Genomic DNA, 22,400 nt, shown 5'->3' on the forward strand with positions numbered 1-22,400 from the left:
TTCCCATAGCTGCTATCCTGATAGTAAAAACATAAACAGGAGAAGTTGGCGATGACTGATGAATCAAAATTACCGCAGCTGCTGGAACACATGGTACTGAACCTGCGGATGCTCTACGCACGCTCAACGTTGGTAGAAAAAGCGCTGGCCCATATCATCGCAGGGAATGCCGACCTGAAGAGTGACATCATCAAACAGTTGCAGATCGTTAACGCCACCAACGAGCGGGATAAAATCGATCTGGAAGAGGCGCGTATGCACCTGATAGAAGTGATCAATTCCGTACCAACCAAAAAATAACCCCTGCTTTAGTCCCGCGCAGATGCGCGGGTAATACAACGATAACGCACCTTCCAGCAAGAACTCTTCGCGACAGCCTCAGTATGCTGTGATAACTATTGCTGTTAAAACCTGACAACCGGAGCAAGCATGAAACTGTTTATCTACGATCATTGCCCATTCTGCGTTAAAGCCCGCATGATTTTTGGCCTGAAAAACCTGCCCGTCCGCCTGGTCACCCTGCTCAACGATGATGAGGCGACACCGGTCAGCATGATTGGCAAGAAAATGGCGCCCATTTTGCAAAAAGACGACGGCAGCTATCTGCCGGAAAGCATGGATATCGTGCATTACATCGATAACCTCGACGGCAAGCCGCTGCTGACCGGTAAAACCAACCCGGCAATCGCCGACTGGCTGCAACACGTTGGGAGCTACAGCCTCAATTTACTGCTGCCGCGCTTCGCCAACGCCGACTTTGAAGAGTTCGCCACCGACAGCGCCCGTCAGTATTTTACCGACAAGAAACAAGCCTCGATCGGTGACTTTTCCACGCACCTGGCCGACAGCGCCGATCTGATTGCCCAACTGGAGGCCGATCTTCAAACGCTTTCCGGGCTGATTGTTTCCCCTGAAGCCGTCAATGGCAGCCTGTCGGAGGACGATATTCACCTGTTCCCCCTGCTGCGTTCGCTGTCGATTGTTGCCGGACTGACACTGCCGGATAACGTTGAAAGCTATCGTAACCGTATGGCGCAGCGCGGTGATATCCCGCTGCTGTTCGATATGGAACAGTGATCTCCTCGCAATAAGGATATAGCGCGCAAATGTTGAAAATGGTGCTGGTCACCGCCCGCGATCGGGCACGGCTGAAAGAAATCTCCGCAGTGCTAATCCGCTACGGATTGCAGGATGTGATCCGCCTGCTGGGCCTGGGCACCTTGCTAAGCGGCGGTGAAGGCGGCAGTGAGTCGCAAGATAGTCAAACCTTGCCGCAACGCCTGCGCGCCGCGCTGGAAGCGCTGGGGCCGACCTTTGTCAAATTCGGCCAGATCCTGGCGACCCGCTCCGACCTGCTGGACTCCAGTTGGACCGACGAACTGGATCGCCTGCACAGCCAGGCGTCTACCCTGTCCTGGAGCGAATTGGCACCGCAGATCACCGCAGATTTAGGTGCCTCGCCACACAGCCTGTTTGCCGAGTTTGACGAAACCCCACTGGCCGCCGCCTCGATGGCACAGATATACCGTGCCCGACTGCACAGCGGTGAAGCGGTGGTGATCAAAGTATTACGCCCCGGTCTGGCGAAAACCATTCACGCCGATTTGCGCCTGCTGGCCTATCTGGCGGAAACCGTGGAGCAGCAAAGTCCGGCGCTGGCCCGCTATCGCCCACGGCAGATGGTACGAGCGCTGGCGACGGCGCTTAATCACGAGCTGGACCTGACGCACGAAGGCAATAACTGTGAACGGGTGGCCCAGCAATTTTCCCAACAGCCCGACGTAGTGATACCGAAAATCTACTGGCAATGGTCGTCAAAACGTCTGCTGGTGCAGGAGTTTCTGCCCGGTATCGCGCCGGAAAACCCACAGCAATTGGCCACCGCCGGCTTTGATGGCCCGCTTCTCGCCCAGCGCGGCGCCCAGGCCTTTATGAAAATGGTGCTGGAACACCGTCTTTATCACGCCGACCCACACCCAGGTAACGTGATGGCGTTGGCAGATAATCGCGTCGGCTTTATCGATTTCGGCATGGTGGGCCAGCTTTCCGAACGGCGGCGTAATCAGTTGCTGCTGTTGCTGCAGTCCATCGCTGAACGAGAATCCGGCGGCATCGTCAATACCCTGATCGCCTGGTCGGATAGCGATCCTTTGGATCTGCTGGATCTGGAACTGGCGGCACAAAACTTTCTCGACAAGCAGGCCTCCGCTACCTTGACACTGGGCAAGGCGTTGACCGATCTTCTGGTGATGGCGCGTGAACATCAGCTAGCGCTGCCGCCGGATCTGGTCTTGCTATTCAAGGCGTTAATCACCGCAGATGGCGTATTGCACCGACTGGATCCCAACTTCGATATCATCGCTACCCTGAAACCGATGCTGCAACAGGTCATGCTACAGCGTTACACCCCTGAAGCGGTGCGTCGGCGTATGTTGGCGCTGGGCGGTGAAGCACTGGACGCAGGTGAAGAACTTCCGCAAACTATCCGCCTGCTCATGCGCCGCCTTAAACGCGGGCAAATCAGCGCCGATATCAACCTCAAGAACCTCGATCAGTTAAGCAAGGCGCTGGAGCGGGCCGCCGTCACGTTGGCCATTGCTATTGTCACCGCCGCCTTCACGCTCGGCCTGGCCCCCTACCTGATGCAATCTTCGGTGCGGTTATGGGGCATTCCGCTGTTTCCGGCGCTGGGTGCGCTGGCTTGTCTGGGTGGCGTATTGCTGTTGGTACTGCGGTTACGCCGCTAAACAGTTTCAGCGTTATCCGATAGGTCATGGCGGGTTTCACGCGCACTATCTGTGTTATCCGTCGGTGAGCAGGATTTCTTTAGCCGTCGGTTACCCTTTATAATGAAAAATCAATTAGCTACACAGTTAGTATTTATGAGGCAAAAATGAAGAAGATTCTGATGGGTGTGGCAGCCCTGGCGTTTGTTGGCGCAATGGTCGGTTGTAACCAACTGACCCAGTACACACTCAGCGAGCAGGAGGTCAACGACTACCTGCAAAAGCATAACGATTACCAGAAGCAGATCGGCGTGCCGGGATTGCTGGACGCCAATATCGTGCTGACGCAATTGCAGAGCCAAATTGGCCGCAGTGAACCGGGCAAGGTCACCCTTTCCGGCGATGCGAAAGTGAATATCACCTCGATCCTCGGCCCACAGACTGCGGACCTGAAGCTGACGCTGAAGGCACAGCCGGTCTATGACCGTGAGCAAGGCGCGGTATTCCTGAAGGACATGGAATTGACCGACTATAGCGTGCAACCGGAGAAGATGCAGACGGTGATGAAAGCGCTGACGCCTTACCTGAATCAGTCGCTGAAATCCTACTTCGACCAAAAACCGGCCTACGTGCTGAACCCGGATAACAGTAAAACCGAAGCGATGGCGAAGAAACTGGCTAAAGGTCTGGAAGTGAAACCGGGTGAGTTGGTGATCCCGTTTACCGACTAAGAGCCGCAGTTTAAAACAAAAAGCCCGCTGATAAGGCGGGCTGAGTCTTTTCAATTGGGCAAGCTATGCGCAGCACCGCCTAAAAATCATGTGATTACTGTGGTTCGCTGTAGGTAATCTTACCGGCGTTACAGTCCAGGATCACGTTATAGGTTTTATCCTGTTTGGTACCGCGGACCGTCAAGGGAACCTGCCAAACGGCGTCCTTACCGGTAATGGCTTCCGGGCTAATCCAGGCTATCGGGGTGGCCGTGCCAAGCAGCTTTTTATCTGATTCCCAACGCGTGATACGGTTTTGCAGAAAATCGCGTTTCACCTGAGCGGCAACATCAGCCGGTTGCAACCCCTGGCATTGCGCCACTTTGGCGCTACGTTGCTCCTGCGCCTGCACCGTGGTGGTTAAACCCGCCATAGCCAACAGCGCTACGGCCAAACTCAGTCCCGTTGTTTTCATATTCCCTCCAGTTGTGATTAACGCTATCCGCAGGCATTGGCCCTTGGCTCACAACTGGCCTGGCGACAGATCAGCGTTTGGCGAAGGTGATGACAAACAGCTCATCCAGCCCCGGATAGATTTCCTTGATCACCTGCTTCAGTTCGCTGAGTGACATGTTCTCCTGCCGGGCATGCAGTTCGGTTAACGCCTCCAGGCGCACCGGTGTGACTGACAGCACTTCAATCTGGCAGAAAAATACGTCGTCTTCATTGCGGCTAACGCGTAAAACCTCACCGGGTTGAAAGTGGGATTCACTGGCATCCCGAATGGTAATGGTTTTGCGCCCGGCCAAAATATCTTTCTCAAAGCGGCTGAAGAAAGTTATTTCACGGCTCATTCTAGATCCTTTTTCATCACATTGCCGCAACATAAGTCATTATGCTGCCTGCTTTTCTGACGCAGATCCCTCTTTAGTGGTAGCGACAGGTTTTTCCGTTTTCACTTTGGCGGGTTTCTTCGGTGCTTCCGCCGGTGCAGCGCCGCGCAGAATTTGCCCCAGCACGTCTTTATTCTCCGCCAGGAAGAAGCTCAGCCCTTCACGCTGCTCATCATCCAGGGTCAGAGGTGACTGCTGCAGCCATTCACCGAGGCTATCCGCCAGATCCAGCATTTTGTCGTAAGCGTCGGCTTCTTTCTTGGTTGCGAAAGTCATCTTTTCCTCACCGTTTCTCACCACCACATATTTAACTTCAACTGCCATGTGTGCATTCCTCAAAGGTTAGAATACTGTATTTTTATACAGTAAAAAGTGATATTACGCAGGGATGCAAGCGCACCCCTGACGCGACTTATTTCAACAACCGCACCTTGCAGTTCTTACCCTTGATTTTGCCCTGCTGAAGCTGTTGCAGTGCCTTGCGCGCGCTTTCCTTGCGGATCGCTACGTAGGCATGCACCGGGAACATGTCGATCTTGCCGACTTCTGCCGCCGTCAGCCCGGCATCGCCGGTCAATGCGCCAAGAATGTCGCCTGGACGGATCTTGGCCTTACGCCCACCGTCGATGCACAGGGTGACCATTTCGGCTTCCAGCGTGGTATTACCCGCGCCGCTCAGCTCAGATACCGGTGCCCACTTAACCTTGATCTGCAAATATTCTTCAATCGCATGCGCACGCGTCATTTCTTGCGGCGTACACAGACTGATCGCCTTGCCACTCAAACCAGCACGGCCGGTACGACCGATACGGTGCACGTGGATTTCCGGATCAAATGCCAGCTCATAGTTGACGACCAGCTCCAGCTCTTTGATATCCAGACCGCGCGCAGCGACATCGGTCGCCACCAACACCCGGCAACTGCGGTTGGCAAAGCGCACCAGCACCTGGTCACGATCGCGCTGTTCCAGATCGCCATGCAGCGCCAGCACGTTAATGCCGCGAGCTTCCAGCGCTTCATACACGCTCTGACAGTCACGCTTGGTGTTACAGAACACCACGCAGGAAGAAGGCTGGTAATGACGGATTGCCGACACCAGCACCGCAGGACGCTGATCGCGGGTGGTTTCATAGAAGCGTTGTTCGATGGTGGTTTGTTCTTCACCGTCGTCCACTTCCACATTTAACGGGCTACGCTGCACACGGGCGCTGATGCGTTCAATCCCGCTCGGATAGGTTGCCGAGAACAACAGCGTTTGACGCTGTGGCGGTGTATAGCTGATCACGTCATCGATGTCATCGGCGAACCCCATGTCCAACATGCGGTCGGCTTCGTCCAACACCAGCACTTTCAGTTCATCCAGTACCAGCGTTTTCTTGCGCAGGTGTTCCTGAATGCGCCCCGGCGTTCCCACCACGATATGGGGGGCATGCACCAACGAATCGAGCTGTGGCCCCATAGGCTGGCCGCCGCACAGGGTCAAAATCTTGATGTTCTGGGTGAAGCGTGCCAGACGGCGCAGTTCTTTGCTCACCTGGTCAGCCAGCTCACGCGTCGGACACAGGATCAGCGCTTGCGCGGCCACCTGGGCGACGTTAATTTTGTCCAGCAAACCGATGCCGAACGCCGCCGTTTTACCGCTGCCGGTTTTTGCTTTGGCACGTACGTCCTGCCCATTCAGGATGGCGGGCAGTGCGGCGGCCTGCACCGGTGTCATTTCGGCATACCCCAGTTCGTTGAGGTTGGCCAACTGTTCGGCTGGCAGCGGCAGGGAAGAAAAAGATACTGTGCTCACGGCGATAACTCTTATATGGCAAATGGAATGGCGGCGCGCCCACGGCAGCACCGAATCAGCCGCAGATGATAACAGAGATAGGCTGGATTACGGATTTCACGCATAAAAAAAGCCGCTCCCCGCGCCTTTTCTCCCTCTCACCGACAGCACAATAGCCCCCGGCTGCACACGCAAACGTTTTCGTATATACTGCGAGGCCATTATCAGACCGCGTTACACGCCACAGATCCAGGTACCAGACTATGTTAACTATTGGAACCGCCCTGCGCCCGTCCGCCACCCGCGTTATGTTGCTCGGCTCCGGCGAGCTGGGTAAAGAAGTTGCTATCGAATGCCAGCGTTTGGGGCTCGAAGTGATTGCCGTCGATCGCTACGCCGACGCCCCCGCCATGCACGTGGCACATCGCAGTCACGTGATTAACATGCTGGACGGCAACGCGCTGAAAGCCGTGATTGAGCAGGAACGTCCTGATTACATCGTGCCGGAGATCGAGGCTATCGCCACCAGCATGCTGGTCGAGTTGGAACAACAAGGACACCACGTAGTCCCCTGTGCCGAAGCAACCCGTCTGACCATGAACCGCGAAGGCATCCGTCGTCTGGCCGCAGAAACCCTCGGCTTGCCGACCTCCAGTTACCGCTTTGCCGACGGCGAACCTGCGTTTCGGCAGGCAGTCGATGAAATCGGCTACCCGTGCATTATCAAGCCGGTGATGAGCTCCTCCGGCAAAGGCCAAAGCCTGATCCGCAACCCGGAACAGCTGCAAGCCGCCTGGGATTATGCCCAACAGGGAGGGCGCGCCGGCGGTGGCCGGGTGATTGTCGAAGGTCTGGTGAAGTTCGATTTTGAAATCACCCTGTTGACCATCAGTGCGGTCGACGGTGTGCATTTCTGCGCACCGATCGGCCATCGTCAGGAAGATGGCGATTACCGCGAGTCATGGCAGCCACAGCAGATGAGCGAACTGGCGCTGAGCCGCGCGCAGGCGATTGCAGAAAATGTGGTGAAGGCGCTGGGGGGTTTTGGCCTGTTTGGCGTTGAGCTGTTTGTCTGTGGCGATGAGGTGATCTTCAGCGAAGTTTCACCGCGTCCACATGATACCGGCATGGTGACTCTGATTTCACAAGACCTGTCAGAATTCGCGCTGCACGTTCGCGCTTTCCTCGGTCTGCCGATTGGTGCCATTCGCCAGTTCGGCCCTTCAGCCTCTGCGGTGATCCTGCCACAGCTGACCAGCAGTGATCTGCGTTTCAGCGGTCTGGATCGCGCGTTTGTCGGCCACAATCAACTGCGTCTGTTCGGCAAGCCGGAAATTAACGGTCAACGTCGGATGGGCGTCGCGCTGGCTACGGCAGAAAATGTAGAGCTGGCGGTGGAGTCGGCCAAATTGGCCGCGGCGGCGGTGGTAATTGAAGGTTAACGCTTTGGGGCCGGCTTGCCGGCCCCAGCAACATCAATAGTTTTCGTCTTCTTCCGAGTCATCGTCAGCCTGGTCGTCCGGCCGTTCCTGATACTCTTCTTCGTCGTCTTCATCATCAAACATGACGCTAACCTGGTCACCCTGATGTTTTTCGCGGATTTCCTGCGCGACGCGCGCGATGGCTTCACCACTGCTCATGCCTTGTTCCATCAACAGATGGATACGGTCCGCAGCTTCCTGCTGCTCTAGATGGCTCAGTGACGGCATACCTGCAAGCATGTGTTTCTCTCCGGCAAAATGGAGGCTGAGTATACGCCTTTAACCGGCAGAACCCTACGCCTGTTATTCAGTAGCCTGCAGTGAACGTGAGTCGCCGTGCCGCCACTGCTTCAGACGGTGCAGCCAGAGAATGACGTGCCAATCCTGTTTGAGCCCGCGTGCGTTGTCAACCATCGCCCGATCGATGCCATTTTGATAGAACTCATCGGTGATCTGGCACTGCGCCGCCAGTTCAGGTTCACGGCGAATGCTGTGGCAAATGCCCAATGCCTCGCGGGTGATCTGCCAGTGGAAAGCCGGGCGAATGTCGATTTTGTCGGCATAGCGCTGGTTAAGCGCCACCAGCATGGCCACGATTTTCATGTAATGACGCTGATACTCTACGTTTGCCTTACCCGTGCGGCGGCGATTACTGATCGATTGATCGTGCACCCGCTGGCGATACAGCGCTTTGCTGAGGTATTTCACCCGCTGCGCATTAAACATCACCTCTGTCGTCCAGGGAATATCCTGATGATGCAAACCCGGTTCGAAATACAACCGGTGCTGCTTAATAAAATCAAGGCGATACACCGCCAGCCAAACCACATGAATAAACTTTCTTGATTTTAGTGCGCGTTCCAGCCATTGGACGCCGCTAATAACGCCGGTGTCGCCCAATCGTTTTAGCGGAATAATCGGCTGCAGTTCATCTGCGTCGGTGAAATAACGTTCACCGTTACACTGCATAACATCCAATTGATTTTGCTCGGCCAATTCTACCAGCGTTGAATACATTTCAGGCGCCAATAAATCATCGGCATCGGGGAACGCCACATATTTACCCCTGGCGATCGCTAACCCGGCATTACGCGCATTGGACACGCCGGCATTAAGCTGGTCGATGACGGTAATATGTGGGTGTTGCTTTGCATAGCGGTGAGCGATATCTCCAGAGCCGTCGGTAGAACCATCATTAACAATGATCACCTCCAGCCGCTGCTCATCTTGTGCCAGCAGCGATGCCAGAAACGGCTCAAACAATTTACCCACGTTGTGCAACGGGACAATGACACTCAGCATTAGGGGCATAGGCAGCTCTTCGCAAAGGTAACGAATGAATATTTCTATTTTTAAAAAATATCAGGGTGCAATTAAATTAAATAAGGCACAGGCCAACCGACAAAGTCGCAGGCACAAATGCGTCTTGTTACCATTTATATTTTAAGCTCTGTGCTCTCACAGATGACTGATAACAAGCAAAAACAATAACTGAATGAAACTAATAGTGAAGTTTAGTGTTTGAAATTCAAATCATCGAAATCAAGAATTATCTTAGCCATTCATTGATGTAGTTTTTAACATATTGGATTATAGCCAAAGTCGCAAAAAATGCTTCATTTGCAAAATTGTTTACTCGCGGTTTATATGAAGTGTGCTGTGTAGCGTGCAGCCAGAGCATGCGCCAACCGGTTGAATATGGCAGAATAGCCTACAGAAACAGCCGCCCCGTCAGTCAGGTTTATTGAGGCCCATGAGCGCAACCGCACCGAATATCAAGTCTTTGCCCTACACCCGCACCGCCCTGCTGGAGCTGTTTGCCCCGCTGGCTTCACAGCCTTGGGCGATGTTGCTGCATTCCGGTTTTGCCGAACACTCGCATAACCGGTTTGATATTCTGGTCGCGGCGCCCTGTGCCACTCTGACCACGCGCGGCCCCTCAACCGAGATCCGCCGTGGTGAAGCCTGCTGGCAGTCGCCGGAAGATCCTTTCAGCCTGTTACAACAGCAGTTGGAACAACAGAACCTGCAGCCGGATGCGGATACCAACCTACCGTTCCAGGGCGGGGCCCTCGGGCTGTTCGGTTACGATTTAGGCCGCCGGGTAGAGAAACTGCCGCAGCGGGCACTGGCGGATATCGCCTTGCCGGACATGGCAGTCGGCATTTATGACTGGGCGTTGATAGCCGATCACCACCAACAAAGGCTAACCCTGCTCAGCCATGCTGATGTAGAGCAGCGCTGGCAGTGGCTCCACAGTCAACAGCCCGCGCCCCGGTCAGCATTTTCCTTGACCAGCCCCTGGCAGGCCAACATGACGCGGCAGCAGTATGGTGATAAATTCCAGCGTATTCAGCATTACCTGCGCAGCGGGGATTGTTATCAAATCAATCTGGCGCAACGTTTTTCTGCCGACTATCAGGGCGATGAATGGCAAGCCTTTCAGCAATTGAGCGCCAGCAACCGCGCACCCTTCTCCGCCTTCCTGCGCCTGCCGGACAACGCCGTGCTCAGCGTTTCACCCGAGCGTTTTCTGTGGCTGGAGAATCAACAGATCCAAACCCGGCCCATCAAAGGCACCCTGCCGCGGTTGGCCGATGCTGAACAGGATGCACAGCAGGCGCAACGGTTGGCGAATTCCGCCAAAGACCGTGCGGAGAATCTGATGATTGTCGACCTGCTGCGCAATGATATCGGCCGCGTCGCCGAACCGGGCAGCGTGCAGGTTCCCGAACTGTTCGTGGTCGAACCTTTCCCGGCGGTACATCATCTGGTCAGCACCATTACCGCCACCCTGCCGCAGCACACTCCGGCGACCGAACTGCTGCGCGCCTGTTTCCCTGGGGGGTCCATCACCGGTGCGCCCAAGGTGCGAGCGATGGAAATTATTGAAGAACTGGAACCCCAGCGACGTAATGCCTACTGCGGCAGCATCGGATATATCAGCGCCTGCGGCACCATGGACACCAACATCACTATCCGCACCCTGATCACCGAAAACGGCCGTATTTATTGTTCCGCCGGTGGCGGTATCGTTGCCGACAGCCAGGAACAGGCGGAATACCAGGAAACCTTTGATAAAGTCGGCCGCATCCTGCCGCAACTGGGGGAGTTTATCGCTTCGTGAATCCACCGACTTATCCGGCCTCGCTGGCAGCCTTTATCAGCCGCTTTCAACTGCAACTGCCACAGGCAGCGCAGATCTCACATAACATTCGCCCGGCCGCGGTGCTGATCCCGATTATCTGTCGCCCCGAACCCACACTGTTACTGACGCGCCGTGCCGATTCGCTGCGCAAACACCCGGGCCAGGTGGCGTTTCCGGGCGGTAAAACCGACGCTGAAGACGGCTCGGCGATTATCACCGCCCTGCGCGAAGCTCAGGAGGAAGTGGCTATCCCCCCGCAGGCAGTGACCATTCTGGGTCAACTGGCCCCGCTCGACAGCAGCACCGGTTTTCAGGTGACCCCGGTGGTCGGCTTGATCTCACCCGATGTGCAATTTTTCGCCAATGAAGACGAAGTGGCCGACGTGTTTGAAATGCCGCTGCACGAAGCGCTGACACTTTCGCGCTATTACCCGCTGGATATTCAGCGTGCCGGCCATTCGCACCGCATTTATTTGTCCTGGTATCAGAGCCAATTTGTCTGGGGTTTGACTGCCGCCATCATTCGAAGACTGGCGCAGCAGGTCAGCATTTAGCGCCAATAATGTGACCCCCATCACAAGCCAAACGGTTACCTGTACCACTGGCGTGGGTAAAGCGATCGTCATCACTTCATTGGTTTGTTTTTTCAACTACCTTCCTGTCTATCAGAGTTTTAAAAAAACTGTAAACCCTCTCTTCAACCTTACGAAATACCTGTAAAATACCGTCGTCCGGAATAAACCACTATTGAAGCAAGGTTTAAGCCGGCCGCGTTCAGCAGTGGAAGCTGGCGCGATTGCCATTAACCGAGTTTAGGCAACGGAGGTTCCACGGCCGGCCGAATGCCTGAGGCAATCAGCAACAAAACTAACACCAAGGATTATTTTATTTCATGCGAAAAAGGCAGCCAAACCCGCGTGGCCCTTTTACAATATCGCTGTTCCCTGCTCGGTTTTTAACCGCCGCAGCCATAACAATATGCCTCTAAGGAGTTTTAGCGTGATTAGCGTTTTCGACATGTTTAAGATCGGCATCGGCCCGTCCAGCTCTCATACGGTTGGACCGATGAAAGCCGGCAAACAGTTTGTCGACGATCTGGTAAATCAAGGCCTGATGCCTTCTATCACGCGTGTTGCCGTAGATGTTTACGGCTCACTCTCATTGACCGGTAAAGGTCACCATACCGATATCGCTATCATCCTCGGCCTGGCGGGCAATATGCCAGATACCGTTGATATCGATAGCATCCCGGGCTTTATTCGCGATGTAGAACAACGTCAACGCCTGATGCTGGCCAACGGCCTGCATGAGGTTGATTTCCCACGTGATGGTGGCATGGTTTTCCGCAGCGACAATTTGCCGCTGCATGAGAACGGCATGCAGATCCACGCCTTCGCTGGGGACAAGCAAGTTTACAGCAAGACCTACTACTCGCTCGGCGGCGGTTTTATCGTCGACGAAGAGAACTTCGGCAAGGCCGACGCGCACGAGTTGAGCGTTCCTTATCCGTTCAGTTTTGCTCGTGATATTCTCGCCCACTGCCGTGATACCGGGCTGTCCTTTTCCGGTCTGGTGATGCAGAACGAACTGGCGCTGCACAGCAAGCAGGATATCGAGACCTACTTCGGTAATATCTGGCAGACCATGCGCGCCTGTATCGATCGTGGCCTGAATACCGAAGGTGTGCTGCCGGGGCCACTGCGTGTACCACGCCGTGCTTCTGCGCTGCGCCGCCTGCTGGTGTCTTCCGACAAGCTGTCCAGCGACCCAATGAACGTGATTGACTGGGTCAATATGTTCGCGCTGGCGGTCAACGAAGAGAACGCCGCCGGTGGCCGTGTGGTTACCGCACCCACTAACGGTGCCTGTGGTATCGTTCCGGCCGTGTTGGCTTACTACGACCACTTTATCGAATCCGTCAGCCCGGATATCTACATCCGTTACTTTATGGCGGCGGGCGCAGTCGGTGCGTTGTACAAGATGAATGCCTCTATCTCCGGCGCCGAAGTGGGCTGTCAGGGGGAAGTGGGTGTAGCTTGCTCAATGGCTGCAGCCGGCCTGGCCGAACTGCTGGGCGGGAGTCCGGAGCAAGTTTGCATCGCGGCAGAGATCGGCATGGAGCACAACCTGGGGCTGACCTGTGACCCGGTTGCCGGCCAGGTTCAGGTGCCTTGTATCGAACGTAATGCCATTGCTTCCGTGAAAGCGATCAACTCGGCGCGTATGGCCTTGCGTCGCACCAGTGAGCCACGCGTGTCTCTGGATAAGGTGATCGAAACCATGTACGAAACCGGCAAAGACATGAACGCCAAATATCGCGAAACCTCTCGCGGTGGGTTGGCGATCAAAGTGCAATGTGACTGACCCTCTAACCCCGCCTTAATGGCGGGGTTTTTCTTGCTATGACCCTGATTAATCAAATCATTAACGTCACTTTAGTGACAGCGTCACACCAAGCCCACGAAGAATATTCCGTCTATCCTGCGGTTAACCTGCAATTTAGCCCTCTGTTTCACTAAATTTAAATAATTTACTGGGTTACCATCACTCTTGTATAACGACAGGCTAGAATTAGCCGAGGATCATGCAGGGCTGTTTGGCCTGACGGTGGTTCTGGGCTGGCTTACCGAACAAGGATTGAGCGATGTTGATGACCCAACTTGCCGTGACCAAATACCGCTATTACCGTTGGCTACTGGCCGGGGCGGTCGGGTTGGCTATTCTACTGCTGTCACTGTATACCCGTTATTATCAGGAGCTTGGCTCCATTGAACAAAGCCGACAGGTGCTTGCCACCCGTACCGTCGCCAAGATTAATGATTTGCTGACGCCAGCCAAGCTGCAAGCCAAACGCAGTATGCCGATGTTGAGTCAATCCTGTGAAATCGCGATGCCGACGTTACGTTTTCGCGCCGCACAAAATCAGGCTTTACGGGCCATGCTATTGGTCAAAGACGGCATTATTTACTGTTCCAGCCTGTTTGGTACCCGTACCTATGTTTTAGCCGCTATTTTGCCCGCAATAGCAAACGATGGCGCGACGTTGGCGCTGCGCCCTTCACTCTCGGTCGCCAAAGGCGTGCCAACCCTGATTATGTGGACCCCAACCGAGGCAGATAACCGCAGCAACGGCGTGTTACACGTCTTCAATATTGAGTTGTTGGCAAACTTCCTGCTGGAACCCCAGGAACCCTATGCACAGCGGGTGGTGCTGAACGTCGGCGACTACAGCCTGGAATATGGCCGCCGGGAAATTTTGCGTAGCAATACCCTGACAACCAACCTGCGCTTTACCGCAAAATCCACTCAGTATCCGTTCTCTATTTCGCTGTTCGGCCCTCAGGCCAGTATGCTGGCGTTGGCGGCGCTACCACGCCATATCCCATTGTCGTTGTTGATCAGCCTGCTAGCGGCCTATGTGGTGTATCTGCTAACGGCAAACCGCATGAGCCTGTCGTACCATATTGGTCACGCCATTTCCCATCGCGAATTCCGCGTTTACTGTCAGCCAATCATCAATGCTGAAACCGGCCGCTGCGTCGGGGTTGAGATGCTGCTGCGCTGGAAGAACAAACGCCAGGGCTGGATCTCCCCCGACGTTTTTATTCCGCTGGCGGAGCAGCATGGCTTAATCATCGCCCTGACCCGTTACCTGATGACCACCGTGGTGGAAAACCTGCAGTTATTCCCGCCACGCCCGTCTTTTTATATCAGCATTAACGTCGCGGCTGAGCATTTCAACGGAGTGACCATTATCGATGACATCCGCCGCCTGTGGCTGCCGGCCCATCCCATGCCTTCGCTGATGCTGGAGTTGACCGAGCGCACCGCCCTGTCGGAAATTCAGTATGAGCAAATCAAAACGCTGAAGGAAATGGGTATCATGTTGGCGATCGACGATTTTGGCACCGGACACAGTTCACTCAGCTATCTGAAGAAACTCAGCCCAGACGTATTGAAGATCGACCGTGGCTTTACCGCGGCTATCGGCACCGATGCGATTAACGCTACCGTCACCGATACCATTATCACGCTGGCGCAACGCCTGAAATTAAGGCTGGTGGCCGAGGGCGTGGAAACCGCCGAGCAGGCGGATTATCTTCGCTCACGCGAGGTGAACGCGCTGCAGGGCTTCTATTTTGCCAAGCCGATGCCGATCAATGTATTCCCGCTGTGGTTACAGCAGTACGAATCAAGATTGCGGACGGTGAATCAGCGGGAGGAACGGCAGAAGGAACAAGAAAGCAAGCCGGAGGCGTGATGCCCCCGGCCCCGGTGTTACTGGTGTTCCTCGTCGAGAGGCTCCACCTTGGTAATACGCACCAACTCAATGCGGTACTCGGACACGGCAACGACTTCGAAACGCAGTCGGTTAAGTTCTACCGTTTCGCCCACCGCCGGCATCTGACCGTAGTGGGACAGCAGGAACCCCGCCAGGGTGGCGAAATCCGCCGTCGGACTGACCAGATCCTCGCAGTTCAGCGCCTGTTCCAGTGAGTGCAGATCGGCTCCGCCCTTCACCAGCCAGCCGGCATCTTCCACCACGATATCGGGCGTTTCATCCTCGTCCGGGAATTCACCGGCAATCGCCTCCAGCACATCTAGTGGCGTGACCAGCCCCTGCACTACGCCAAACTCGTTGGTCACCACCACCAGACGCCCCTTGGCACGGCGCAATACCGCCAGCAGGTTAATCACGTCCATGGTGTCCGGCACCACAATCGGTGGCGTGCGCGCGGCAAACTCGGCAATATCATCACCCCGTTCTACCGCCACCAGCAGATCCTTGGCACGAACCACACCGATAATTTCATCCAGCGAGTCACGGCAAACCGGGAACAGGCTGTGCGGCGTATCCAGCAGTTGCTCACGCACCTCTTCACGGGAACGATCGCAATCCACCCATGAAATCTCGGTGCGTGGCGTCATCACGCTACGCAGTGAACGTGAGGCCAGCGTTAACACGCCGCTGATCATATAACGTTCTTCTTCGGCGAAGGTTTCATCCACCGGCTGCGGTGCCGTTTCGTCCGTCTGCTGTGCCCGCTGTTGCCCCATCAGGCGCATGATCGCCTCTGCGGTGCGTTCACGCATCGGGCGATGAGCCTGATGCTTGATAAAGTTGCGGCGGGCGATTTGGTTAAACAGCTCAATCAGGATTGAGAAACCAATCGCGGCGTACAGGTAACCTTTAGGAATATGCAAGCCAAAACCTTCGGCGATCAGGCTCAGGCCGATCATCAGCAGGAAGCTCAGACACAGCACCACAATAGTAGGATGTGCATTCACGAAGTTAGTCAGCGGTTTTGAAGCCACCAGCATCACCACCATGGCGATGACAACGGCGGTCATCATGACCGGCAGGTCGTTCACCATGCCCACAGCGGTGATCACCGCGTCGAGTGAGAACACGGCGTCAAGGATCACAATCTGCACCACCACCGCCCAGAACTTGGCATAGCCGCGGTTGGCGCCATCCTGGTGCGTTTGCCCTTCCAACCGTTCGTGCAGTTCCATGGTGGCCTTGAACAACAGGAACACCCCGCCGAACAGCAGGATCAGGTCGCGACCGGAGAAGCTGAACTCCCCAACGCTAAACAGCGGTGTGGTCAGCGTCACCATCCAGGAAATAACCGACAACAGGCCCAGACGCATAAACAGCGCCAGCGACAGGCCGAGGATGCGCGCTTTATCACGCTGCTTCGGCGGCAGCTTATCGGCCAGAATGGCGATAAACACCAGGTTGTCGATACCCAGTACAATTTCCAATACCACCAGTGTCAGTAACCCAGCCCAAATTGAGGGGTCCATTAAAAATTCCATATCAGACTCCGAAAAAAAGACGGGATGGCCGAGCGGTGCTCAGACGTGACAATGCCGACGCAGCAAGGGCGCGGACAGAAACAGCAAGATATCGGGATTGCAGTACCGGGGGATGGCCGAACGGCCGTGTGACTTGTACAACGCCAGCAGGTGGCGGGTGGAACCTTGAAAAACAGTAACTTCGGTGACAGTCCATAGGGTGGGCTGAGGCCCTTCACTCCTAAATATGAAAGAAGAAATACTCTAGCAGGAATTTTTTTGCCGGCAAAGAAGCTTTTTTACCTTCTGCATCGTCTTGTAACAGCTCTGGTGTTTAATTCCGCAAACACCGGGTTAGGACTTATCCGAGCGTTCAATAACAGAGCAACGTCACAAAATTTATTTTTTCACTCACTAAAATAAATGGCGCTGATGGGGTTCATTGCGCACAGGCGTTTGAAACTGCGCGGGAAATGTTAACGGCGGGTTTCCAAATTTCTACCATAATGTATCTGAACCACGCAGGTGACTGCCAGCAAGGAAATGAACTAAACAACGACACAATCCGTGCATGAAGTTCAATGAGGAGGTAGCGAGTGGCAATAGCTATTATCATCGGCACACACGGGACCGCAGCAGAACAATTGCTGAAAACGACGGAAATGCTATTGGGCGAACAGGACAACGTCGCTTTTATAGATTTCGTCCCCGGTGAAAATGCCGAAACGTTAATCGAGAAATACAACGGAAAAATCAGTGAGCTCGACACCAGCGGTGGCGTCCTGTTCCTGGTCGATACCTGGGGCGGCAGCCCGTTCAATGCGGCCAGCCGCATTGCCGTCGATAAAGAAAACTATGAGGTCGTCACCGGGGTTAACATTCCGATGTTGGTGGAAACGTTCATGGCACGAGATGACAACCCTGGCTTCGACGATCTGGTCGCGCTGGCGTTGGAAACCGGCCGTGAGGGCGTGAAAGCGCTGAAAAAACCAGCCGAAGAGAGTGTTAAGCCCGCGGCACCACAGAGTGCTCCTGCCGCAAAACCCGCTGCGCCTCTGGCACCGCTGGGCCCTAATGACCATATGAAAATCGGCCTGGCCCGCATCGATGACCGTTTGATTCACGGTCAGGTTGCGACCCGCTGGACCAAGGAAACCGACGTCACTCGCATCATCGTGATCAGTGACGAAGTTGCCGCCGATCACGTTCGCAAGACCTTACTGACTCAGGTTGCCCCGCCGGGCGTCACCGCACATGTGGTTGACGTGGCGAAAGCCATCCGCGTCTGGAACAACCCGAAATACGCCGGCGATCGCGTGATGTTTCTGTTCACCAACCCGACCGACGTCTGGCGTTTGGTGGAAGCCGGTGTGGATATCAAGTCGGTAAATATCGGTGGTATGGCGTTCCGTCAGGGCAAAACCCAGGTGAACAACGCCGTTTCGGTTGATGAAAAAGATATCGAAGCGTTTAAGAAATTAAACGAGCGCGGTATTGAATTGGAAGTTCGTAAAGTCTCGTCCGACAGTCGGTTAAAAATGATGGACCTGATTAACAAACTCAATTAATGGCGACATCTCCCAAGATAATTGGAGTGGCATCGCGGCGGCAAGTCTGCGAATCACCAGGAGCATAGCGAACTATGTGACTGGGGTGAGTGGATGCAGCCAACAAAGATGCAGCTTCAAGTATGAAGGGGATAGCCAATAATTATTTTACTCAGAGATCTTTGGTCATAGGAGAAGTGCAATGGAGATTACCACTCTTCAGATTGTACTGATATTTATCGTTGCCTGTATCGCCGGGATGGGTTCTGTCCTCGACGAGTTTCAGTTTCACCGTCCGCTGGTCGCCTGTACCCTGATCGGTTTTATTCTCGGTGACATGAAAAGCGGTATCATCATCGGCGGTACGCTGGAGATGATCGCACTGGGCTGGATGAACATCGGTGCGGCGGTAGCGCCAGATGCGGCGTTGGCGTCAATCATTTCCACCATTCTGGTTATTGCCGGTGGGCAAAGCGTCGGGGCCGGTATCGCCCTGGCCATACCGCTGGCAGCCGCTGGGCAAGTGCTGACCATCATCGTGCGTACCCTGACCGTGGCCTTCCAGCATGCGGCAGACAGCGCGGCGGAGCGCGGCAGTTTACGCGCCATTACCTGGTTGCATATCTCCGCCCTGCTGCTGCAGGCAATGCGTATCGCCATCCCGGCGGTTATCGTTGCGGTTTCGGTGGGCACCTCAGGCGTTCACGCGCTGCTTAACTCGATCCCGGAAGTCGTCACCAGCGGCCTTAACATCGCCGGTGGGATGATCGTGGTGGTTGGTTACGCCATGGTGATCAACATGATGCGTGCCGGCTACCTGATGCCATTCTTCTACCTCGGTTTCGTTACCGCTGCCTTCACCAACTTTAACCTGGTCGCCCTCGGCGTGATCGGCGTGGTGATGGCGGTGCTTTATATCCAGCTCAGCCCGAAATACAACAAGTCTCAGGTAGTCCAGGCTGGTCCGGCTAATGCCAACGACCTCGATAACGAACTCGACTAGGAATAGGTGAGAGAAATGGTTGATACAACAGCTCAAAAGAAACTCACGCCAGCCGATATTCGCGGTGTGTTTATGCGCTCGAATCTGTTCCAGGGTTCATGGAACTTCGAACGTATGCAGGCGCTGGGTTTTTGCTTCTCAATGGTGCCGGTGATCCGTCGCCTGTACCCGGAAAATAACGACGACCGCAAACAGGCGATCAAACGCCATCTGGAGTTCTTTAACACCCACCCTTACGTGGCGGCGCCGGTACTTGGCGTTACCATGGCGATGGAAGAACAGCGCGCTAACGGGGCACCGATCGACGATGCGGCTATCAACGGTATCAAGGTCGGTTTGATGGGGCCACTGGCCGGCGTCGGCGACCCGATTTTCTGGGGTACCGTACGGCCGGTATTCGCCGCACTCGGCGCCGGTATTGCCATGAGTGGCAGCCTGCTGGGTCCGCTCTTGTTCTTCGTTCTGTTCAACCTGGTGCGCCTGATGACCCGCTATTACGGCGTGGCCTACGGTTACCGCAAAGGGGTGGATATCGTTAATGATATGGGCGGCGGCTTCCTGCAAAAACTGACGGAAGGAGCGTCCATTCTCGGCCTGTTTGTCATGGGGGCATTGGTTAACAAGTGGACGCACGTGAATATCCCGCTGGTGGTGTCGAAGATCACCGACCAGACCGGGCATACCACAGTGACCACGGTGCAAACCATCCTCGACCAGTTGATGCCGGGTCTGGTGCCGCTGCTGCTGACCTTCGGCTGTATGTGGCTACTGCGCAGAAAAGTGAATGCGCTGTGGATCATCATTGGCTTCTTTGCCATCGGTATCTTCGGTTACTGGATAGGTCTGCTGGGTCTGTAAGCGTTTTAATCGCCGGGGGGAACCCCCCGGTTTTTTTATTTCTGGAGTTGAAAGATGTCGCTGACCGATGGCGTATTACTGATTTTCACCGCGCTGATGCTGGTGTATGCGATTTACGACGAGTTCGGTATGAACCTGCTGAAAGGCAAAACCTTGCTCAAGGTGCAGTTAAAACGCCGTAATCGGATTGATGGCCTGATTTTTATCGGCCTGATCGCCATTCTGCTCTATCGAAATGTCACCACTCAGGGTGCGTTAATAACCACCTATCTGCTTATTTCTTTAGCACTGATCGCCATTTATATTTCTTATATCCGTTGGCCCAAGATGTTGTTTAAAGCCCAGGGTTTCTTTTATGCCAACGCCTTTATTGAATATAACCGGATTAAAGCCATGAATTTATCCGAGGATGGCATCCTGGTGATAGATCTGGAGCAGCGTCGCTTGCTGATTCAGGTCACTCAATTAGACGATCTGGAAAAGATTTATCACTTTTTTGTAGAAAATCAGTGAGTAAGAAATAACCTTAACTCTCCCGCCGCCTCACCCTGCGCTGTATGTGGATAATTATTCGCCAGCGCACGAGGCTACCTGATGATTATTTACGCAATATTGTTGCACTCGCCTACATTATATTCATTCTTGTACATTCCATTAATGAAAACAATTATCAACTCCAAACAAATGTCCATCGGGAATAAGGGTTGTTGGTAACGGAATTAATATGGTATGGTTGCGCCGTCATTGGGGAGTAGCCGGTTTCTGGACAATAAAACGCCAGAAACGCCCGTATCAACATACTCGTTTTATCCATTAAAACGTGGTGCGGGCAGCCAGGTAAGGTTGGCGAGACCATAGACACGTAACTCCGTCGTATGGTTGGGGGTGGGTTACGTGTATATGGAGCCGCCCGGCCGAGGTTACTTAACATGAACTTGTCAGCTACACTCATTCTCGCTTTTGGCATGTCTATGGATGCGTTCGCCGCATCGATCGGCAAAGGTGCCAGCCTGCATCAACCTCGTTTTCGTGAAGCGCTACGCACCGGACTCATCTTCGGGGTGGTCGAAGCCATTACGCCGATTATCGGTTGGGGCATCGGCTTGTTCGCCAGCCAATACATTATGGAATGGGATCACTGGGTCGCCTTCTCACTGCTGTTTATCCTCGGTATGCGCATGATCGTCGAAGGCGTCAGAAACCGGCCGGACGAAGTGGAAAAAGTGAAGCGTCACGGGTTCTGGCTGTTGGTCGCCACCGCCATTGCTACCAGCCTCGACGCCATGGCCATCGGTGTCGGTCTCGCCTTCCTGCAGGTGAATATCGTGCACACTGCCATGGCTATCGGCTGTGCCACCATGATTATGGCCACCCTGGGCATGATGATTGGCCGCTTTATCGGGCCATTGCTAGGCAAACGTGCGGAGATCCTCGGCGGCGTGGTGCTGATCGGTATCGGCTTCAATATCCTGCTGGAGCATTTGGGTTATCTCGCCTGATCCTGCTGAACGCAAAGAAAAACCTGCCAATGGCAGGTTTTTTTATTTGTGGCCCGTGATTCAGGCTTAATCAGGCTGACGGCGGTACAGCGCGATGACAAAATCGGTTTCGCAGGCGAAGGCCTCGCAGCCAATCAGGTGCTGCTGTACCTCTGGAGAGGCCCGCCAGGCAAACGGCGTCATCTGCAGCAGGTTGGCCGCCTGCTCACCCGGTAACGTCATCGGGTAGGCTAACGACTCAACGCGTTCACAGTCAAAACCGGCGAACTGCTCATCCTGTTCGACATGCAGTTGCACCTGCTGATAGACCTGTTCTTTCAATTGGTACAGGTGACGTGGGCCGGGCGATACCGTGACCACTACACCACCGGGTTTCACCACCCGAGCCAGCTCTTCAGCTTTGCAAGGCGCATAAATACGCAGTATCGCGTCCAGAGAGCCGTCGGCAAACGGCAGGCGGTGGCTCGACGCCACACAGAATGACGCTGCCGGATAACGCTTGGCGGCATAGCGAATTGCCACCTTGGCAACATCCAGGCCATACACCGTAATATTCCGCTGCTGTGCCAATCGGGCGGCCACCTCTGCCGTGTAGTAGCCTTCACCACAGCCAATATCCAGTAACGCCTGTGCATCGGTCGCCAACGCCTGATCCAACAGCTCGGCCACCCGCTGTTGCAAGGGCTGATAGAAACCCGCATCCAGGAAAGCGCGCCGCGCCTGCATCATTTCCACACTATCTCCGGGCTGCTTTGAACGCTTGTGCTGTACTGGCAGCAGATTGACATAGCCTTCTTTGGCGCAGTCAAACTGATGGTTGGCGTCGCAACGCCATTGCAGATGAGATAAATGAAGCGGTTGATGACACAGAGGGCACTGATAAGACATGGCTTGGATTCCAGAGAGATACGGCGCGGCTAGTCTAAAGAAGGCGCTGGTGTGATGCAAGGTACATCCCG

General features: G+C 54.7%; 22 protein-coding genes and 1 riboswitch. Of the genes, 14 read left to right on the forward strand and 8 right to left on the reverse strand.

Annotated features, from left to right (window positions below):
* Window positions 1-51: 51 nt before the first annotated feature.
* The 4 genes from NHG65_RS15060 (at window position 52) to NHG65_RS15075 (ending at window position 3,457) form a co-directional block, all read left to right on the forward strand.
* The gene (locus tag NHG65_RS15060) at window positions 52-300 is read left to right on the forward strand and encodes a hypothetical protein (protein WP_085117173.1); all 249 of its coding nucleotides are present in this window, start codon (window positions 52-54) and stop codon (window positions 298-300) included.
* A 129-nt stretch (window positions 301-429) separates the two neighbouring features.
* A complete protein-coding gene (grxB, locus tag NHG65_RS15065) occupies window positions 430-1,077 on the forward strand; it encodes a glutaredoxin 2 (RefSeq protein WP_207979094.1) in 648 nt (215 codons plus the stop codon).
* Window positions 1,078-1,106: 29 nt separating this feature from the next.
* The gene (locus NHG65_RS15070; RefSeq protein ID WP_499182349.1) at window positions 1,107-2,747 is read left to right on the forward strand and encodes an ABC1 kinase family protein; all 1,641 of its coding nucleotides are present in this window, start codon (window positions 1,107-1,109) and stop codon (window positions 2,745-2,747) included.
* A gap of 146 nt (window positions 2,748-2,893) precedes the next feature.
* Complete coding sequence (locus tag NHG65_RS15075) at window positions 2,894-3,457, forward strand: lipoprotein (protein ID WP_099064287.1); 564 nt, start codon at window positions 2,894-2,896, stop codon at window positions 3,455-3,457.
* Between the two features lie 94 nt (window positions 3,458-3,551).
* Here NHG65_RS15075 and yebF read toward each other — a convergent pair whose 3' ends face one another.
* The 4 genes from yebF to dbpA all read right to left on the reverse strand — a co-directional run bounded on the left by yebF (window position 3,552) and on the right by dbpA (window position 6,124).
* Window positions 3,552-3,911 (reverse strand): protein YebF, encoded by a 360-nt coding sequence (gene yebF / locus NHG65_RS15080; protein ID WP_099064288.1) that lies wholly within the window; start codon window positions 3,909-3,911, stop codon window positions 3,552-3,554.
* Window positions 3,912-3,981: 70 nt separating this feature from the next.
* Window positions 3,982-4,290 carry a N(4)-acetylcytidine aminohydrolase gene (gene yqfB / locus NHG65_RS15085; RefSeq protein ID WP_499182350.1) on the reverse strand — a complete coding sequence of 103 codons (309 nt, stop codon included), beginning with the start codon at window positions 4,288-4,290 and terminating at the stop codon, window positions 3,982-3,984.
* A gap of 39 nt (window positions 4,291-4,329) precedes the next feature.
* Entirely contained in the window at window positions 4,330-4,653 is a 324-nt protein-coding gene (locus NHG65_RS15090; protein WP_099064290.1) for a YebG family protein, read from the reverse strand.
* An 88-nt stretch (window positions 4,654-4,741) separates the two neighbouring features.
* Window positions 4,742-6,124, reverse strand: a complete 1,383-nt coding sequence (dbpA, locus tag NHG65_RS15095; protein ID WP_099064291.1) for an ATP-dependent RNA helicase DbpA — start codon at window positions 6,122-6,124, stop codon at window positions 4,742-4,744.
* Window positions 6,125-6,366: 242 nt separating this feature from the next.
* On the opposite strand from dbpA, the gene purT reads away from it, so the two are divergent.
* On the forward strand, window positions 6,367-7,545 hold the full coding sequence (gene purT, locus NHG65_RS15100) for a formate-dependent phosphoribosylglycinamide formyltransferase (RefSeq protein ID WP_413477533.1): 1,179 nt from the start codon (window positions 6,367-6,369) through the stop codon (window positions 7,543-7,545).
* A gap of 33 nt (window positions 7,546-7,578) precedes the next feature.
* Here the strand turns inward: purT and NHG65_RS15105 are convergent, their stop codons facing one another.
* Both NHG65_RS15105 and NHG65_RS15110 read right to left on the reverse strand, forming a co-directional pair.
* Complete coding sequence (locus NHG65_RS15105; protein ID WP_085117181.1) at window positions 7,579-7,824, reverse strand: YoaH family protein; 246 nt, start codon at window positions 7,822-7,824, stop codon at window positions 7,579-7,581.
* Between the two features lie 63 nt (window positions 7,825-7,887).
* Entirely contained in the window at window positions 7,888-8,895 is a 1,008-nt protein-coding gene (locus NHG65_RS15110) for a glycosyltransferase (protein ID WP_099064293.1), read from the reverse strand.
* Window positions 8,896-9,337: 442 nt separating this feature from the next.
* Between NHG65_RS15110 and pabB the strand changes: the two genes are divergently transcribed.
* The 4 genes from pabB (at window position 9,338) to NHG65_RS15130 (ending at window position 14,993) form a co-directional block, all read left to right on the forward strand.
* On the forward strand, window positions 9,338-10,711 hold the full coding sequence (gene pabB / locus NHG65_RS15115; protein ID WP_413502802.1) for an aminodeoxychorismate synthase component 1: 1,374 nt from the start codon (window positions 9,338-9,340) through the stop codon (window positions 10,709-10,711).
* On the forward strand, window positions 10,708-11,286 hold the full coding sequence (locus NHG65_RS15120) for a CoA pyrophosphatase (RefSeq protein ID WP_099064295.1): 579 nt from the start codon (window positions 10,708-10,710) through the stop codon (window positions 11,284-11,286). Before pabB ends, NHG65_RS15120 begins: the two co-directional genes overlap by 4 nt.
* Before the next feature lie 445 nt (window positions 11,287-11,731).
* Entirely contained in the window at window positions 11,732-13,096 is a 1,365-nt protein-coding gene (sdaA, locus tag NHG65_RS15125) for an L-serine ammonia-lyase (protein WP_099064296.1), read from the forward strand.
* Between the two features lie 280 nt (window positions 13,097-13,376).
* Window positions 13,377-14,993 (forward strand): EAL domain-containing protein, encoded by a 1,617-nt coding sequence (locus NHG65_RS15130; protein WP_413502801.1) that lies wholly within the window; start codon window positions 13,377-13,379, stop codon window positions 14,991-14,993.
* 17 nt (window positions 14,994-15,010) lie between these two features.
* On the opposite strand, the gene NHG65_RS15135 is transcribed toward NHG65_RS15130, so the two are convergent.
* Window positions 15,011-16,555 carry a TerC family protein gene (locus NHG65_RS15135; RefSeq protein WP_112349727.1) on the reverse strand — a complete coding sequence of 515 codons (1,545 nt, stop codon included), beginning with the start codon at window positions 16,553-16,555 and terminating at the stop codon, window positions 15,011-15,013.
* Between the two features lie 575 nt (window positions 16,556-17,130).
* On the opposite strand from NHG65_RS15135, the gene manX reads away from it, so the two are divergent.
* From manX to mntP, 5 genes are all read left to right on the forward strand, one after another.
* Window positions 17,131-18,102, forward strand: coding sequence for a PTS mannose transporter subunit IIAB (gene manX / locus NHG65_RS15140; protein ID WP_499182351.1), 972 nt, complete (start codon window positions 17,131-17,133; stop codon window positions 18,100-18,102).
* A 181-nt stretch (window positions 18,103-18,283) separates the two neighbouring features.
* On the forward strand, window positions 18,284-19,084 hold the full coding sequence (locus tag NHG65_RS15145) for a PTS mannose/fructose/sorbose transporter subunit IIC (RefSeq protein WP_085117191.1): 801 nt from the start codon (window positions 18,284-18,286) through the stop codon (window positions 19,082-19,084).
* Between the two features lie 15 nt (window positions 19,085-19,099).
* A complete protein-coding gene (locus tag NHG65_RS15150; protein WP_085117192.1) occupies window positions 19,100-19,942 on the forward strand; it encodes a PTS mannose transporter subunit IID in 843 nt (280 codons plus the stop codon).
* Between the two features lie 54 nt (window positions 19,943-19,996).
* Entirely contained in the window at window positions 19,997-20,455 is a 459-nt protein-coding gene (locus tag NHG65_RS15155) for a DUF986 family protein (protein WP_085117193.1), read from the forward strand.
* Between the two features lie 221 nt (window positions 20,456-20,676).
* Window positions 20,677-20,860, forward strand: a riboswitch (yybP-ykoY riboswitch).
* Between the two features lie 11 nt (window positions 20,861-20,871).
* Window positions 20,872-21,441: a manganese efflux pump MntP gene (gene mntP, locus NHG65_RS15160; RefSeq protein WP_085117194.1), complete on the forward strand. Its 570-nt coding sequence runs from the start codon at window positions 20,872-20,874 to the stop codon at window positions 21,439-21,441.
* A 66-nt stretch (window positions 21,442-21,507) separates the two neighbouring features.
* Here mntP and rlmA read toward each other — a convergent pair whose 3' ends face one another.
* The gene (gene rlmA, locus NHG65_RS15165) at window positions 21,508-22,329 is read right to left on the reverse strand and encodes a 23S rRNA (guanine(745)-N(1))-methyltransferase (protein WP_207979078.1); all 822 of its coding nucleotides are present in this window, start codon (window positions 22,327-22,329) and stop codon (window positions 21,508-21,510) included.
* Between the last annotated feature and the right edge of the window lie 71 nt (window positions 22,330-22,400).

It is taken from the genome of Serratia myotis (genome assembly GCF_027474885.1).
In the GTDB taxonomy this organism is placed as follows: domain Bacteria; phylum Pseudomonadota; class Gammaproteobacteria; order Enterobacterales; family Enterobacteriaceae; genus Serratia; species Serratia proteamaculans.